Origin of the sequence: Pseudomonas sp. SC11 (genome assembly GCF_047039205.1) — a bacterium.
GTDB lineage: Bacteria > Pseudomonadota > Gammaproteobacteria > Pseudomonadales > Pseudomonadaceae > Aquipseudomonas > Aquipseudomonas boreofloridensis.
In genome coordinates this window covers 3,823,835-3,839,055 of record NZ_CP178183.1, presented here as the reverse complement: position 1 = coordinate 3,839,055, position 15,221 = coordinate 3,823,835, and the positions used below count along the sequence as shown (strand labels likewise).

10 protein-coding genes are annotated in these 15,221 nt (G+C 65.3%); 4 read left to right on the top strand and 6 right to left on the bottom strand.

The features are described from left to right. Positions 1-5: 5 nt before the first annotated feature. Both ACK2SD_RS17070 and ACK2SD_RS17065 read right to left on the bottom strand, forming a co-directional pair. The gene (locus tag ACK2SD_RS17070) at positions 6-965 is read right to left on the bottom strand and encodes an AAA family ATPase (protein ID WP_039576402.1); all 960 of its coding nucleotides are present in this window, start codon (positions 963-965) and stop codon (positions 6-8) included. Positions 966-1,101: 136 nt separating this feature from the next. Then, positions 1,102-2,451, bottom strand: coding sequence for an NCS2 family permease (locus tag ACK2SD_RS17065; protein ID WP_412460404.1), 1,350 nt, complete (start codon positions 2,449-2,451; stop codon positions 1,102-1,104). Between the two features lie 351 nt (positions 2,452-2,802). Between ACK2SD_RS17065 and ACK2SD_RS17060 the strand changes: the two genes are divergently transcribed. Then, on the top strand, positions 2,803-3,546 hold the full coding sequence (locus ACK2SD_RS17060) for a GntR family transcriptional regulator (protein WP_412460403.1): 744 nt from the start codon (positions 2,803-2,805) through the stop codon (positions 3,544-3,546). Between the two features lie 64 nt (positions 3,547-3,610). On the opposite strand, the gene guaD is transcribed toward ACK2SD_RS17060, so the two are convergent. The 4 genes from guaD to xdhA are packed head-to-tail and all read right to left on the bottom strand — an operon-like array spanning position 3,611 to position 9,650. Further along, entirely contained in the window at positions 3,611-4,918 is a 1,308-nt protein-coding gene (gene guaD / locus ACK2SD_RS17055) for a guanine deaminase (RefSeq protein ID WP_412460402.1), read from the bottom strand. 10 nt (positions 4,919-4,928) lie between these two features. Further along, positions 4,929-5,774 carry a xanthine dehydrogenase accessory protein XdhC gene (gene xdhC, locus ACK2SD_RS17050; RefSeq protein ID WP_412460401.1) on the bottom strand — a complete coding sequence of 282 codons (846 nt, stop codon included), beginning with the start codon at positions 5,772-5,774 and terminating at the stop codon, positions 4,929-4,931. Between the two features lie 29 nt (positions 5,775-5,803). Further along, positions 5,804-8,203: a xanthine dehydrogenase molybdopterin binding subunit gene (gene xdhB / locus ACK2SD_RS17045; protein WP_412460400.1), complete on the bottom strand. Its 2,400-nt coding sequence runs from the start codon at positions 8,201-8,203 to the stop codon at positions 5,804-5,806. Further along, entirely contained in the window at positions 8,196-9,650 is a 1,455-nt protein-coding gene (gene xdhA / locus ACK2SD_RS17040; RefSeq protein ID WP_295483666.1) for a xanthine dehydrogenase small subunit, read from the bottom strand. Before xdhA ends, xdhB begins: the two co-directional genes overlap by 8 nt. 269 nt (positions 9,651-9,919) lie before the next feature. On the opposite strand from xdhA, the gene ACK2SD_RS17035 reads away from it, so the two are divergent. From ACK2SD_RS17035 to zipA, 3 genes are all read left to right on the top strand, one after another. Next, positions 9,920-10,579, top strand: a complete 660-nt coding sequence (locus ACK2SD_RS17035) for a GntR family transcriptional regulator (protein WP_412460399.1) — start codon at positions 9,920-9,922, stop codon at positions 10,577-10,579. Positions 10,580-10,582: 3 nt separating this feature from the next. Continuing rightward, complete coding sequence (gene smc, locus ACK2SD_RS17030) at positions 10,583-14,077, top strand: chromosome segregation protein SMC (protein ID WP_412460398.1); 3,495 nt, start codon at positions 10,583-10,585, stop codon at positions 14,075-14,077. A 204-nt stretch (positions 14,078-14,281) separates the two neighbouring features. Next, the gene (gene zipA, locus ACK2SD_RS17025; RefSeq protein WP_412460397.1) at positions 14,282-15,166 is read left to right on the top strand and encodes a cell division protein ZipA; all 885 of its coding nucleotides are present in this window, start codon (positions 14,282-14,284) and stop codon (positions 15,164-15,166) included. Positions 15,167-15,221 lie beyond the last annotated feature (55 nt).

Sequence of the window (15,221 nt, the reverse complement as noted above, 5' to 3'; positions counted from 1 at the left end):
GCGCGTCAGGCGACGGCGACGACGTCGAGGATGCGCTGCACCACGCGGTCCTGGTCGACACCGGCCGCTTCGGCCTCGAAGGACAGGATGACGCGGTGGCGCAACACGTCGAACAGCACCGCCTGAATGTCCTCGGGGCTGACGAAGTCGCGTCCGGCCAGCCAGGCATGAGCGCGTGCGCAGCGGTCCAGGGCGATGGAGCCGCGCGGGCTGGCGCCATAGGCGATCCAGTCGGCCAGCTCGGCGTCGAACTTGGCGGGTGTACGGGTGGCCATCACCAGTTGCACCAGGTATTCCTCCACCGCATCGGCCATGTACAGGCCGAGGATCTCCCGGCGCGCAGCGAAGATCGCCTGCTGGCTCACCTGGCGTTCGGGCTTGACCTCGCCGCCCAGCGCTTCGCCGCGGGCCTGCTGGAGAATACGCCGCTCGACGGCGGCATCCGGGAAGCCGATCTTGACGTGCATGAGGAAGCGGTCGAGCTGGGCTTCGGGCAGCGGGTAGGTGCCTTCCTGCTCGATGGGGTTCTGCGTGGCCATCACCAAGAACAGCGGCGACAGCTCGTAGGTGCTGCGGCCAACGCTGACCTGACGCTCGGCCATGGCTTCGAGCAACGCCGACTGGACCTTGGCCGGTGCCCGGTTGATTTCGTCGGCCAGCACCAGGTTGTGGAAAATCGGCCCTTGCTGGAACACGAAGCTGCCGGTTTCCGGACGATAGATCTCGGTGCCGGTGATGTCGGCCGGCAGTAGGTCGGGGGTGAACTGGATACGGTGGAACTGCGCCTCGATGCCTTCGGCCAGTTCCTTGATGGCTTTGGTCTTGGCCAGGCCCGGCGCGCCTTCGACCAGCATGTGGCCGTCGGCGAGCAGTACGATCAGCAGGCGATCGACCAGCTTCTCCTGGCCCAGGATCTGGGAGGAGAGAAAGGTGCGCAGCGCGATCAGCGCTTCACGGTGTTCCATCGGCGACGGTTCCTGGACATGGGCCGGGCGCTTGGCTGAAGGCGGGGTGCCGGGCAGGGGCACATACTTTAATCCATCCAGGGGGGTGGCGACCAATGGCCGCCGGAAAAATACCTGCGCCGTGCCCAGCCGAGGCCTACAGGAACACGAATTTGGCGATGAAGATCAGGCAGAGCACCCACAGGCTGGCCGAAATCTCCTTGAATTTGCCGGTGCCGGCCTTGAGCACCACGTAGGTGATGAAGCCCAGTGCGATACCGTCGGCGACCGAGAACGTCAGCGGCATCATGATCGCGGTGACGATCGCTGGGATGCTGTCGGTGGCCTCGTCCCATTCGATGTGGGCCATGCTACCCATCATCAGCATCGCCACGTAGATCAGCGCGCCGGAGGTGGCGTAGGCGGGGATCATGCCTGCCAGCGGGGCGAAGAACATCGCGGCGACGAACAGCACGCCGACCACCACGGCGGTCAGCCCGGTGCGCCCACCCGCCGCCACGCCGGCGGCGCTTTCCACGTAGCTGGTCACCGGCGGCACGCCCACGGCGGCGCCGAACACGCTGGAGGCGCTGTCGGCCTTGAGCGCTCGCGACAGGTTCTCGATGCGGCCGTTGGCGGCCACCAGGTTGGCACGCTGGGCGACGCCCATCAGGGTGCCGGCGGTGTCGAACATGTGCACGAAGAGAAAGGCCAGCACCACGCTGATCATGCTGACGTTGAACACACCGACCAGGTCCATGGCCATCCAGGTCGGCGCCAGGCTCGGCGGCAGCGAGAACACCCCGCCGTACTGCACCAGGCCCAGGCCCCAGCCGGCCAGGGTCACGGCGATGATGCTGATGAGAATGGCGCCGAACACCCGGTGGTAGCTCAGCACCGCGATCAGCAGGAAGCACAGTGCCGCCAGCAGGGGCGCGGGTTCATGCAGCGAGCCCAGCCTGATCAGGGTCGCCGGGCTGTCGACGATGATGCCGGCGGTCTTCAGACCGATCAGTCCGAGGAACAGGCCGACCCCGGCGCCCATGGCGTGGCGCAGGCTCAGGGGAATGCTGTTGAGCAGCCATTCGCGCACCCGCGACAGGGTCAGCAGCATGAACAGCACACCGGAGACGAACACCGCGCCCAGGGCGGTCTGCCAGCTGTAGCCCAAGGTGCCGACCACGGTGTAGGTAAAGAAGGCGTTCAGGCCCATGCCGGGAGCCAGGCCCACCGGCCAGTTGGCGTACAGGCCCATCAGCAGGCACCCGAGGGCGGCGGCGATGCAGGTGGCGACGAAGGCGGCGCCGTGGTCGATGCCGGCGTCGGCCATGATGTTGGGGTTGACGAAGATGATGTAGGCCATGGTGATGAAGGTGGTCACCCCGGCGATCAGCTCGGTCCTGACCGTGGTGCCATGGTGCTTGAGCTTGAAGAGGCGCTCCAGCCAGTCGGGCTTGGGCGAGGTGGCGAGGTCCAGCGACGGGGCTTCGGATTTGCGGCTTTCCACAGCGAGTACTCCTCAAGTCGTTCTTGTTGTTCTGGAGCCCTGGTCCTGCGCATGCGCTGGGCGGCTCCGTGAGGGTAGGGCAGATGGCAGATTTTCCTGACTGAAAGGTCAGGAACTTGCTCGGTGGATTATGCTTTTGTGTACAAAGAAAGCAAATAATGTTTTATCTTTCGTGCCCACCGGTGTCGTTCGGCGGGCTATAAGGGCACTGGGCATCTGCAGAAACGCCTCAGCCTGTGTACAATGCGCCGATACCTTGACCCCCTTTTTTCACCCCAGGACTTGCCAGCCACCCTGCGACAGGTATTACAGTCGAGGCTCCACTGGCCGACCCCTTGTGCTCGAGTGCCCATGAACGAACAGCTGCAACCTCTGAAGAAACCTGCGCGCGCGCCCAAGGCCGGTCGCAGCGGCACCCAGGACGACATCGTCTATGCGCACATCTTCGAGGCCATCCTCGAACAGCGGTTGGCGCCGGGTACCAAGTTGAGCGAGGAAGCGCTGGGCGAAATCTTCGGCGTCAGCCGCACCATCATCCGCCGCGCTTTGTCGCGCCTGGCCCATGAAAGCGTGGTGCTGCTGCGGCCCAACCGCGGTGCGGTGGTCGCCAGCCCGACGGTGGAGGAGGCGCGCCAGGTGTTCTTCTCGCGGCGTATGGTCGAGCGCGCCATCACCGAACTGGCCGTTCAGCACGCCAGCGTCGAACAGCTCAACGAACTGCGCCAGATGGTGCGCGAGGAGCGCGACAGTTTCTCGCGCGGCGACCGCGGTGCCGGCATCCGCCTCTCCGGCGAGTTTCACCTCAAGCTGGCCGAGGCAGCAGGTAACGCGCCACTGGTCAGCTTCCAGCGCAGCCTGGTGTCGCAGACCTCGCTGATCATCGCCCAATATGAAAGCGGCAACCGTTCCCACTGCTCCTACGACGAGCACATGCAACTGATCGACGCCATCGAGGCGGGCGATGCCAGTCAGGCGGTGAGCTTGATGATGCATCACATGGATCACATCGACAGCAAGCTCAATCTCGACGAGGACAGCGCCTCGGACGATCTGCACGCGGTGTTCTCGCACCTGCTGAACAAGTCCAAAAACTGATCGTCTGCCGCGCTGATCGAGGACCGCTGCACAGCCCCTGGCCGGGCTGGGCAGCGGTTTTTTTTCATCCGCGCCGATGGACCGAACGGCCGGCGGCGAAGGTCTCGCGCACGGTGCGGTCGTCGCCCAGGGTGGTCAGCACGAACAAGGTTTCCTCGATGCTGCGCGACTGCTGGATGCGGTAGTCCAGCAGCGGTGTGGCCTTGTAGTCGAGCACCACGAAGTCGGCGTCGTTGCCGGGGCGCAGGCTGCCGATGCGGTCGTCCAGGCGCAGCGCGCGGGCGCCGCCCAGGGTCGCCAGGTACAGCGACTTGAACGGGTGCAGGCGCACGTCCTGCAACTGCATCACTTTGTAAGCCTCGTTCAGGGTGTTGAGCAGCGAGAAGCTGGTGCCGGCGCCGACGTCCGTGCCCAGGCCCACGTTGACCTTGAAGCGCTCGGCCTGGGGCAGGTTGAACAGGCCGCTGCCCAGGAACAGGTTCGAGGTGGGGCAGAAGGCCACGGCCGAGCCCGTGTCGGCCAGGCGCTGGCATTCCTCGTCGCACAGGTGCACGCCGTGGGCGAAGACCGAGCGCTCGCCGAGCAGTTCGAAGTGATCGTAGACATCCAGGTAGCCGCTGCGCTCGGGGAACAGCGCCTTGACCCACTCGATTTCCTTGAGGTTCTCCGACAGGTGAGTGTGCAGATAGACGCCGGGATGCTCCTTGAGCAAGCGACCGGCCATGGCCAGTTGCTCGGGGGTGCTGGTGGGGGCGAAACGTGGGGTCACGGCGTAGTGCAGGCGGCCCTTGCCGTGCCAGCGCTGGATCAGCGCCTTGCTGTCGGTGTAGCTGGATTCGGCGCTGTCGGTGAGGTAGTCGGGGGCGTTGCGGTCCATCATCACCTTGCCGGCGATCAGGCGCAGGTCCAGGCGCTCGGCGTGCTCGAACAGCGCATTGACCGATTCGGGGTGCACACTGCCGAACACCAGGGCGGTGGTGGTGCCGTTGCGCAGCAGTTCGGCGAGAAACCGCTTGGCCACCTCATCGGCATGGGCCTTGTCGGCAAATTGCCGTTCGCAGGGGAAGGTGTAGGTGTTGAGCCAGTCCAGTAGCTGTTCGCCGTAGGAGCCGATCATGCCGGTCTGCGGGAAATGGATGTGGGTGTCGATGAAGCCCGGCGTGATCAGCGCGTCCTGGTGGTGCACCACCTCGATGTCGGCATCGAGGGTCGGCAGCAGATCGGCGGCGTGGCCCACGGCGCTGATACGGCCCTGGTCGATCACCAGCAGGCCGTCTTCGAAATACTCGTGGGAGGCCTGCAGGCCGACCTCGGCGGGGTCGGCGATGCTGTGCAGGATGGCGGCTCGGTAGGCTTTGCGAGTGGCAGTCATGAAACGCTCTTCAAATGGCGTGGCTGCGCCGGGAGGGCGGCAGCAACTGGGCAATGGGGCCTGCATTGGCACCAGCGTCGTGCTGGCCGAAACAGGCGTTGTAGGTGGCGATGATCTCGCCGGCGATGGACACGGCGATCTCGATGGGCAGCTTGCCTTTGACCTGCGCCAGCCCCATGGGGCAACGCATGCGTGCCACCACCGCGTCGTCGTAGCCGCGCTCGCGCAGGCGGTGTTCGAACTTGCCCCGTTTGGTTTTCGAGCCGATCAGGCCGAACCAGGTGAAGTCGTTGCGCGCGAGAATGGCGGCGGTCAGCTCCAGGTCCAGCTGATGGTTGTGGGTCATGACGATGCAGTAGCTGCCCACTGGCAGCTCGGCCACTTCGTCGACCGGCTCTTCGCTGAGCACCTGGGTCACCCCGTGGGGTATCGACGGCGGGAACTCGTCCGGGCGCGAGTCGATCCAGCGCACGCGGCAAGGCAGCGCGGCGAGCAAGGGTACCAGAGCCCGTCCGACATGGCCCGCGCCGAACACGGCGATCTGCGCCTGCACGGGAGCCATGGGTTCGAACAGCAGCACCGTCACGCCGCCACAGCACTGGCCGAGGCTGGCGCCCAGGCTGAAGCGCTCCAGATGCGGTGTGCTGCGCTGCTCGGCGAGCATCTGCCGGGCAATGTGCAGGGCCTTGAACTCCAGGTGCCCGCCGCCGATGGTGTCGAACAGCTGGCTGGCGCTGACCACCATCTTCGAGCCGGCATTGCGCGGCGTCGAGCCGCGCTCCTCGATGATGGTCACCAGTACACAGGGTTCGCCACGGGCCTGATGATCGGCGAGGGCAGTGATCCATTCATGCATGTGCTGAATCCTCGGTGAGGCCGGTGTCGTCAGGGGGTGACGGTTTCCGCCACGGGCTGGGTGGCGAGTGGCTGCATGCGCGCCTGGCGCATCTGTTCGCAGCCCCAGAGTACGCGTTCGGGTGTGGCGGGCGCGTCGATCTGCGGCTGCACGCGATAGTCGGCCAGGCTCGCCACGGCGTCCTTGAGCGCGCACCAGGCGGCGATGCCGAGCATGAACGGCGGCTCGCCGACGGCCTTGGAATGGAACACCGTGTCCTCGGGGTTCTTGCGGTTCTCCACCAGCTTCACCCGCAGGTCCGGCGGCATGTCGGCCACCGCCGGGATCTTGTAGCTGGCCGGGCCGTTGGTCACCAGCTTGCCCTTGGCGTTCCACACCAGCTCTTCGGTGGTCAGCCAGCCCACGCCCTGGATGAACCCGCCCTCGACCTGGCCGATGTCGATGGCCGGGTTCAGCGAGTCGCCGACGTCATGCAGGATGTCGGCGCGCAGCATCTTGTACTCGCCGGTGAGGGTGTCGATGAGCACTTCCACACAGGCGGCGCCGAAGGCGTAGTAGTAGAACGGCCGGCCGCGGGCCTGGCTGCGGTCGTAGTAGATCTTCGGCGTGCGGTAGAAGCCGGTGCTCGACAGCGAGACCTGGCCGAAGTAGGCCTGCTGCACCAGTTGTTCGAAGCTCAGCAGTTGTTCGCGCACGCGCACGTGGCCGTTGCGGAATTCGACGTCTTCTTCGCTGACCTGGTAGTGCCGGGCGGCGAACTCGGTCAGCCGCCGCTTGAGAATCTCGGCGGCGTTCTGGGCGGCCTTGCCGTTCAGGTCGGCGCCGCTGGAGGCCGCGGTGGGCGAGGTATTGGGCACTTTGTCGGTGTTGGTGGCGGTGATCTGGATGCGCTCGATGTCGACCTGGAACACCTGTGCCACCACCTGGGCGACCTTGGTGTTCAGGCCCTGGCCCATCTCGGTGCCGCCGTGGTTCAGGTGAATGCTGCCGTCGGTGTAGAGGTGGATCAGCGCACCGGCCTGGTTGAGGAAGGTGGCGGTGAAGGAGATGCCGAACTTCACCGGCGTCAGGGCCAGGCCCTTCTTCAGGACGGGGTTGGCGGCATTGAACTGGCGGATGGCTTCGCGGCGTTCGGCGTACTGGCAGCTGACTTCCAGCTCGGCGGTCATTTCCTCGAGCAGGTTGTGCTCGACGGTCTGGTAGTAGTGGGTGACGTTGCGTGTCTGCTTGCCGTAGTAGTTGGCCTTGCGCACCGCCAGTGGATCGAGGCCCAGATGCCGGGCGATGTGGTCCATCACCTGTTCGATGGCGACCATGCCCTGGGGGCCGCCGAAGCCGCGGTAGGCCGTGTTGGAGGCGGTGTGGGTCTTGCAGCGGTGGCCGTTGACCGTGGCATCGCCCAGGTAATAGGCGTTGTCGGCGTGGAACATGGCGCGGTCGACGATCGAGCCGGACAGGTCGGGGGAATAGCCGCAGTTGCCGGCCAGGTCCATGGCGATGCCGTGCAGGCGGCCGCTGTCGTCGAAGCCAACGTCGTACTCGACATAGAACGGATGACGCTTGCCGGTCATGGTCATGTCCTCGACCCGTGGCAGGCGCATCTTGGTCGGTTGCCCGGTCAGGCGCGCGATCACCGCGCACAGGCACGCGGGGCTCGCGGCCTGGGTCTCCTTGCCGCCGAAACCGCCGCCCATGCGGCGCATGTCCAGCACCACCTTGTTCATCGGCACGTCCAGTACCTCGGCCACCAGCTTCTGCACTTCGGTGGGGTTCTGCGTCGAGCAGTACACCAGCATGCCGCCGTCCTCGGTGGGCATGACCGACGACACCTGCGTCTCCAGGTAGAAATGCTCCTGGCCGCCGATGTGCAGGGTGCCTTGCAGGCGGTGCGGGGCGCTGGCCAGGGCGGCGCTCGAATCGCCGCGCTGATGGGTGTGGCTGTCGAGCACGAAGTGCTTCTGGCGCAGGGCCTGGACCACGTCCAGCACCGGCTCCAGGTCTTCGTATTCGACAATCGCCGCCTGCGCGGCGCGGCGCGCGGTGGCCAGGTCGCGGGCGGCCACGGCGAGCACCGGTTGGCCGTAGTATTCGACCTTGTCGATGGCCAGCAAGGGGTCGCCGGGCATTATCGGGCCGATGTCCTTGAGGCCGGGAATGTCCTCGTGGGTGATGACGATGCGCACGCCTTCGAACTGGTAGCACGGCGTGGTATCGATGCGCAGGATGCGCGCGTGGGCGCGGTCTGCCGTACGTGCATAGACGTGCAACTGGTTGGGAAACTCCAGGCGGTCGTCGATGTACACGGCCTCGCCGGACACGTGCTTGTCGGCGCTTTCGTGACGCACGCTGCGACCGACGCCGGTACTCAAGTCCTGGCTGAACAGTTCGGCCATCTCGGCCTGGCTCTTGACGGTGTGATGGTTAGACATGGTCGGTCACCCGGGTCGCGAAGGACGGCGATTGCTGTTCGATGAAGTACTTGCGCAGCAGGTTCTGCGCGGTCAGCAGGCGATAGGCCTGGCTCGCGCGAAAGTCGCTCAGTGGGCTGAAGTCCTCGGCCAGCGCCTGGCAGGCGCGCTCTAGCGTGGCCGAATTCCACGGCTTGCCCAGCAAGGCGGCCTCGCAGGCGCGGGCGCGCTTGGGGATCGCCGCCATGCCGCCGAAGGCGATACGGGCGCCGGCCACGGCGCCGTCGTCCAGGCTCAGGTTGAAGGCCGCGCACACCGCCGAGATATCGTCGTCCAGGCGCTTGGAAACCTTGTAGGCACGGAAGGTCCAGTCGGCGCTGGCGCGCGGCACTCGAATCGTCTCGATGAACTCGCTGTCCTGGCGGGCGGTGATGCGGTAGTCGATGAAGTAGTCTTCCAGCGCCAGAGTGCGCTGGCGCTCGCCCTGGCGCAGCACGATCTCTGCATTCAGGGCGATCAGCAGCGGGGGCGAGTCGCCGATGGGCGAGGCGTTGCCGATGTTGCCGCCCAGGGTGCCCTGGTTGCGGATCTGCAGCGAGGCGAAGCGCTGCAGCAGCGCGCCGAAGTCCGGGTACTCGCTCGCCAGCGCGGCGTAGCAGTCGGTGAGGGTGACGGCGGCGCCGATTTCCAAATGCGTGGCGGTGAGGTCGATGCGCTTGAGCTCGGCCACGTGACCGACATGGATCATCACCGGCAGGGTCTTGTGCATCTGCGTGACTTCCAGCGCCAAGTCGGTGCCGCCGGCCAGCAGGCGCGCCTCGGGGTGCGAGCCGTAGAGCTCGGCCAGGTCGGCGACGGTCAGTGGCACCAGGCAACGTTTGTCGCCGCTGTTGAGCTCACCGGTCTGTTGCGGGGCGATAGTCTTCAGTAGGGCGATGGTCTGCGCCTGCCCAGCGTCGAACTGATCGGGGCAGGGCTGGGTGCAACTGCGCTCGGCGGCCTCGAGAATCGGCCGGTAGCCGGTGCAGCGGCACAAGTTGCCGGCCAGGGCTTCATGGGCCTGGTGCGGGTCGGCGCCGCTGCTGTTCTTCTGCAAGGCGAACAGCGACATGACGAAACCAGGGGTGCAGAAGCCGCATTGCGAGCCGTGACACTCGGCCATGGCCCGCTGCACGCTGTGCAACTGGCCCTGGTGCTTGAGCGCTTCGACGCTGATCAACTGCTTGCCGTGCAGCGCCGAGACGAAGGTCAGGCATGAATTGAGGCTGCGGTAGCGCAGGGTGTCGGCGCCGTGTGCGTCCTGGGTCAATTCACCGACCACCACGGTGCAGGCGCCACAGTCGCCACTGGCGCAGCCTTCCTTGGTGCCGGTCTTGCCCAGGTGCTCGCGCAGGTACTGCAGCACCGTCATGTTCGGGTCCAGCGCGTGCTCGCTGTGCAGCGCCTGGTTAACGAGAAACTGGATCACGGAGGAATGCCTCGTAGCGTTTTATTGTTGTTGGGCGGACTCTAAGCAAGCGCTGACCTCGGGGTCAATAATTTTCTGACCCAAAGGTCAGGATTTTACCCGCACCTGCGTCCAGCCACCCAACGCTGACCTTCTGACAAGCATAGATCGCGCCGGCTCGGCCGGGTGACCGCCAGGTCGCACAAAGCCGTGTGTGGCGCTGCGCGGTTGCCCAATGAGTGCGCTACAATCGCGCCCTTGTGCACTGTTTTCGACTTCCAAGGAACATCATGACCTTTAAGGCGCCTGACAGCCTCTGCGAGCAGATCGCTCACTACCTGGCCGAGCGGATCATCCGTGGCGAGCTCGCACCCGGTGAGCGCATCCAGGAGCAGAAGGTTACCCAGGCGCTGAACGTCAGCCGCGGCTCGGTGCGCGAGGCCCTGCTGATTCTCGAACGTCGCCATCTGGTGGCGATCCTGCCGCGACGCGGCGCCCACGTCACCGAACTGGACGAGCGCAGCGTGCGCAGCCTGTGTGCGCTGATGGGCGAACTGTACATCCTGCTCGGTTACGCCGTGGCCCAGCAGTGGCGCAGCGAGAGCGACCTGCTGCCGTTCCTGGAGATCCAGCAGCGCCTGCACCAGGCCCGCGCGGCCCAGGACATCGAGTCGTTCGTCGCCGACAGTTTCGCGGTGATGCGCGCGGCCTACCCCTTCGCCGCCAACCCCTACCTGCAGGAGACCGTGGAAAACCTGCAGCCGGCCATGAGTCGCGCCTACTACCTGGCCCTGGACCAGCGCCAGGCCAACATGGACGACTACCTCGAACTGTTCGCCCGCCTGCTCGACGCGGTGCTGTTGCGTGACATGCCGCGCATCCGCGAGGTGCTGGTCGCCTATTGTCAGCGCAGCTGCGAGCTGGTGCTGGCTGCGCTGGCGCGGGGCTGACCGATGCGCCTGAAGTGCATCCGCCTGGCCGGCTTCAAGTCCTTCGTCGACCCCACCACCGTCAACTTCCCCAGCAACATGGCGGCGGTGGTCGGGCCTAACGGCTGCGGCAAGTCCAACATCATCGATGCGGTGCGCTGGGTGATGGGCGAGAGTTCGGCGAAGAATCTGCGCGGCGAATCGATGACCGACGTCATCTTCAATGGCTCTTCCGGCCGCAAGCCGGTCAGCCAGGCCAGCATCGAGTTGGTGTTCGACAACAGCGACAGCACCCTGGTGGGCGAGTACGCCGCCTACGCCGAGATTTCCATTCGCCGCAAGGTCACCCGCGACGCGCAGAACACCTACTACCTCAACGGCACCAAGTGCCGACGCCGCGACATCACCGACATCTTCCTCGGCACCGGTCTGGGTCCGCGCAGCTACTCGATCATCGAGCAGGGCATGATTTCCAAGCTGATCGAGGCCAAGCCCGAGGAACTGCGCAACTTCATCGAAGAGGCGGCGGGCATCTCCAAGTACAAGGAGCGTCGCCGCGAAACCGAGAACCGCATCCGCCGTACCCAGGAAAACCTGGCGCGCCTGACCGACTTGCGCGAAGAGCTCGAACGGCAGCTCGAACGCCTGCACCGCCAGGCCCAGGCGGCCGAGAAGTACCGTGAATACAAAGCCCAGGAACGCCAGCTCAAGGCGCGTCTGTCGGCCTTGCGCTGGCGGGCGCTGGATGAACGCGTGCGCCAGCGCGAAAGCCTCATCGGTGACCAGGAAGTGGCTTTCGAGGCGCTGGTGGCCGAGCAGCGCAACGCCGATGCCAGCATCGAGCGCCTGCGCGACGGTCACCATGAACTCTCCGAGCGCTTCAACCAGGTGCAGGGGCGTTTCTACTCGGTGGCCGGCGATATCGCCCGCGTCGAGCAGAGCATTCAGCATGGTCAGCAGCGCCTGCGCCAGTTGCAGGATGATCTCAAGGAAGCCGAGCGTACGCGCCTGGAAACCGAGTCGCACCTGGGCCACGACCGCACCTTGCTGGCCACGCTCGGCGAAGAGTTGGCCATGCTCGAACCCGAGCAGGAGATGACCCTGGCGGCGGCCGAGGAATCGGCGGCCACGCTCGAGGAAGCCGAGCTCGGCATGCACGGCTGGCAGGCCCAGTGGGACGATTTCAACACCCGTTCCGCCGAGCCTCGGCGCCAGGCCGAGGTGCAGCAGTCCAAGCTGCAACAGTTGGAAGGCAGCCTTGAGCGGCTGGCCGAACGTCAGCGCAAACTCAGCGAAGAGGGCGAACAGCTCGGCGCCGATCCACAGGATGCCGCGTTGCTCGAAGTGGCCGAGCAGGTGGCTGACGGCGAGCGACTGCTCGAGGAGCTGCAAGCGCAGGAGCTGCAGGTGGTCGAAAGCCTGGAGGCGCAGCGCGAAACCTTGCAGCACCTGAGCCAGGATCAGCAGCAACGCCAGGGCGAGTTGCAGCGCCTGGGCGGTCGGCTGGCGTCGCTGGAAGCCTTGCAGCAAGCGGCGCTGGAGCCAGGCGCTGGGGCGGGCGAGTGGTTGCAGCGCCAGGGGCTGGGCGAGCGGCCGCGGCTGGCCGAAGGTCTGCGGGTGCAGCCGGGCTGGGAGCTGGCGGTGGAAACCGTCTTGGGCGCCGATTTGCAGGCGGTGTTGGTGGACGATTTGGCCGAGCTGGATTTTGCTGCCTTGGAGCAGGGTGACCTGCGCTTGCTGGTTGCGGGTCAGGGCGGTCGTGCGCAGGCTGTGCTCGGGAGCTTGCTGGACAAGGTCGAGGGCCGCAGCGACCTGACGCCCTGGCTCGGCCAGATCACCCCGGTCGAAACGCTCGAGCAGGCCCTGGCGCTTCGCGCGACCCTCTGTGACGGCCAGAGCCTGATCAGCCGCGATGGCTACTGGGTGGGTCGGCATTTTCTGCGCGTCAGTCGCGGCGGCGATGCCGCCGGTGGAGTACTGGCACGCGGTCAGGAAATCGAGCGGCTCGGTCAGGAGCAGCAGGCGTTGCAGGACGCGCTCGCTGAGCTGGAGGCGCAACTGCAAGCGCTACGCGAGCGCCAGCGCAGCCAGGAAGAGCAGCGCGAGCAACTGCGCCGTCGCAGCCAGGAGGAAAGCCGTGCGCTCGGCGAGGCCAAGGCGCGCCTCTCGGCGGGCCGGGCACGCGCCGAGCAGTTGGAGCTGCGCCGCCGTCGTCTGCAGGAAGAACTGGCCGAACTTCAGGAGCAGCGTGCGCTGGAGCTCGAACAGTTGGGTGAGGCGCGGCTGGTGCTGCAGGACGCACTGGACCTCATGGCCCAGGACACCGAACAGCGCGAGCAGTTGCTGGCCCGGCGCGACACCTTGCGCGAAGGTCTCGATCGCGTGCGCCAGGAAGCCCGGCAGCACAAGGACCATGCCCATCAGCTGGCCGTGCGCCTGGGCTCGCTGCGCGCCCAGCACGACTCCACCCGCCAGGCCCTTGAGCGTCTGGAGCAGCAGGCGGCGCGCCTGCATGAGCGTCAGGAGCAATTGAGCCTGAACCTGGAGGAGGGCGAGGCACCGCTGGAAGAGCTGCGCCTGAAACTGGAAGAGTTGCTCGAGCGGCGCATGGGCGTCGACGAGGAAATGCGTCAGGCCCGCCTGCACATGGACGAAGCCGACCGGGAACTGCGCGAGGTCGAGAAGCGTCGAACCCAGGCCGAGCAGCAGGCGCAGTTGCTGCGCGGGCAACTGGAACAGTCGCGTCTGGAGTCGCAAGGCCTGGACGTGCGCCGCAAGACCTTGCAGGAACAGTTGCTCGCCGACGGCTACGACCTGAACGGAGTGCTCGCCACCTTGGAGGCCGAGGCCAGCGAGCAGGGCACCGAGCAAGAACTGGAACAGACCGAGGCGCGTATCCAGCGCTTGGGGGCGATCAACCTGGCGGCCATCGAAGAATACGAGCAGCAGTCCGAGCGCAAACGTTACCTCGACGCGCAGAACGCCGACCTGGTCGAGGCGCTGGACACGCTGGAGACGGTGATTCGCAAGATCGACAAGGAAACCCGCAGCCGCTTCAAAGAGACCTTTGATCAGATAAATGACGGATTACAGGCACTTTTTCCAAAAGTTTTCGGTGGTGGCAGCGCTTATCTGGAACTGACGGGCGAAGATTTACTCGATACAGGGGTGACGATCATGGCGCGTCCCCCGGGCAAGAAGAACAGCACCATCCATTTGCTGTCCGGCGGCGAGAAAGCACTGACCGCCCTGGCGCTGGTGTTTGCCATCTTCAAGCTCAATCCGGCACCGTTCTGCATGCTCGACGAAGTCGATGCGCCGCTGGACGATGCCAACGTTGGACGCTACGCCCGCTTGGTCAAGGAAATGAGCGAGACGGTGCAGTTCATCTACATTACGCATAACAAGATCGCCATGGAGATGGCCGATCAACTGATGGGGGTCACCATGCATGAGCCTGGTTGTTCACGTCTTGTTGCAGTTGATGTGGAGGAGGCAATGGCCATGGTTGACGCGTAATGCGCGAAGATTGGCCGGTATTCGTTGGGAAATGCGCCTTACAGGTGCGACAGACGGTGTAAAGTTGCCGGTGGTCGTGCTAGCTTAACGTCACTCGTTTTGCGCGTGGGTAAAACGCCTGTCAGAACATAGAGTTGGCGCCACGTGTTAAAGGGCTTTCAAGCCTTTGTTTTCAAGCATATTTCTATAGAGGCACGGGATTACATGGAAATCGGTCTGCGCGAGTGGCTGATCCTCATCGGCATCATTGTCATCGCCGGTATTCTTTTCGACGGCTGGCGCCGCATGCGCGGCGGCAAGGGCAAGTTGAAGTTCCGTCTGGATCGCAGCTATTCCAACGTCGCGGACGACGAGGGCAGCGCCGAGGTGCTGGGCCCTGCGCGCGTCCTGGATACGCACAAAGAACCTGAACTGGACGAGACCGACCTGCCGTCGATGAGCGCGCCGTCCCGTGAGCGCGAACGTGAAGCCAAGCCGGCCAAGGCCGCCAAGCGCGGCAAGCGTGCCGCCAGCGACGCGCCTGCCGCCGACCTGAAGCTTTCCGCCGAGCCGCGCGAACCCGACCTGTTCGCCGACGAGAGCGACGACTACAGCGCCGATACCAGTCGCAACAGCGGATTCGCCACCAGCAATAATGCGGCCAAGGAGCTGCCACCGGTCGAGGAAGTGCTGGTGATCAGCGTCATTTCCCGTGACGAAGGCGGTTTCAAAGGCCCTGCGTTGCTGCAGAACATCCTCGAAAGCGGCTTGCGCTTCGGCGAAATGGACATCTTCCACCGCCACGAAAGCATGGCCGGTCACGGCGAAGTGCTGTTCTCCATGGCCAACGCGGTCAAGCCGGGCATTTTCGACCTGGACGACATCGACCATTTCAGCACCCGTGCGGTGAGCTTCTTCCTCGGTCTGCCAGGCCCACGCCATCCGAAGCAGGCGTTCGACGTGATGGTCGCTGCCGCGCGCAAGCTGGCCCACGAACTGGACGGCGAGCTCAAGGACGATCAACGCAGCGTGCTGACGGCGCAGACCATCGAGCACTACCGTCAGCGCATCGTCGAGTTCGAGCGCCGCGCGCTGACCCAGAAACGCTGAAACACCCAGACTCAAGAGCAGCCCATGGGGATTGCGGGTCGGTTCGGGAGACACC

Bases quoted from the DNA above. Each gene is read 5' to 3' on its own strand.
- ACK2SD_RS17070 (WP_039576402.1), bottom strand. From the start codon at position 965: ATGGAACACCGTGAAGCGCTGATCGCGCTGCGCACCTTTCTCTCCTCC.
- ACK2SD_RS17060 (WP_412460403.1), top strand. From the start codon at position 2,803: ATGAACGAACAGCTGCAACCTCTGAAGAAACCTGCGCGCGCGCCCAAG.
- guaD (WP_412460402.1), bottom strand. From the start codon at position 4,918: ATGACTGCCACTCGCAAAGCCTACCGAGCCGCCATCCTGCACAGCATC.
- xdhC (WP_412460401.1), bottom strand. From the start codon at position 5,774: ATGCATGAATGGATCACTGCCCTCGCCGATCATCAGGCCCGTGGCGAA.
- xdhB (WP_412460400.1), bottom strand. From the start codon at position 8,203: ATGTCTAACCATCACACCGTCAAGAGCCAGGCCGAGATGGCCGAACTG.
- ACK2SD_RS17035 (WP_412460399.1), top strand. From the start codon at position 9,920: ATGACCTTTAAGGCGCCTGACAGCCTCTGCGAGCAGATCGCTCACTAC.
- smc (WP_412460398.1), top strand. From the start codon at position 10,583: ATGCGCCTGAAGTGCATCCGCCTGGCCGGCTTCAAGTCCTTCGTCGAC.
- zipA (WP_412460397.1), top strand. From the start codon at position 14,282: ATGGAAATCGGTCTGCGCGAGTGGCTGATCCTCATCGGCATCATTGTC.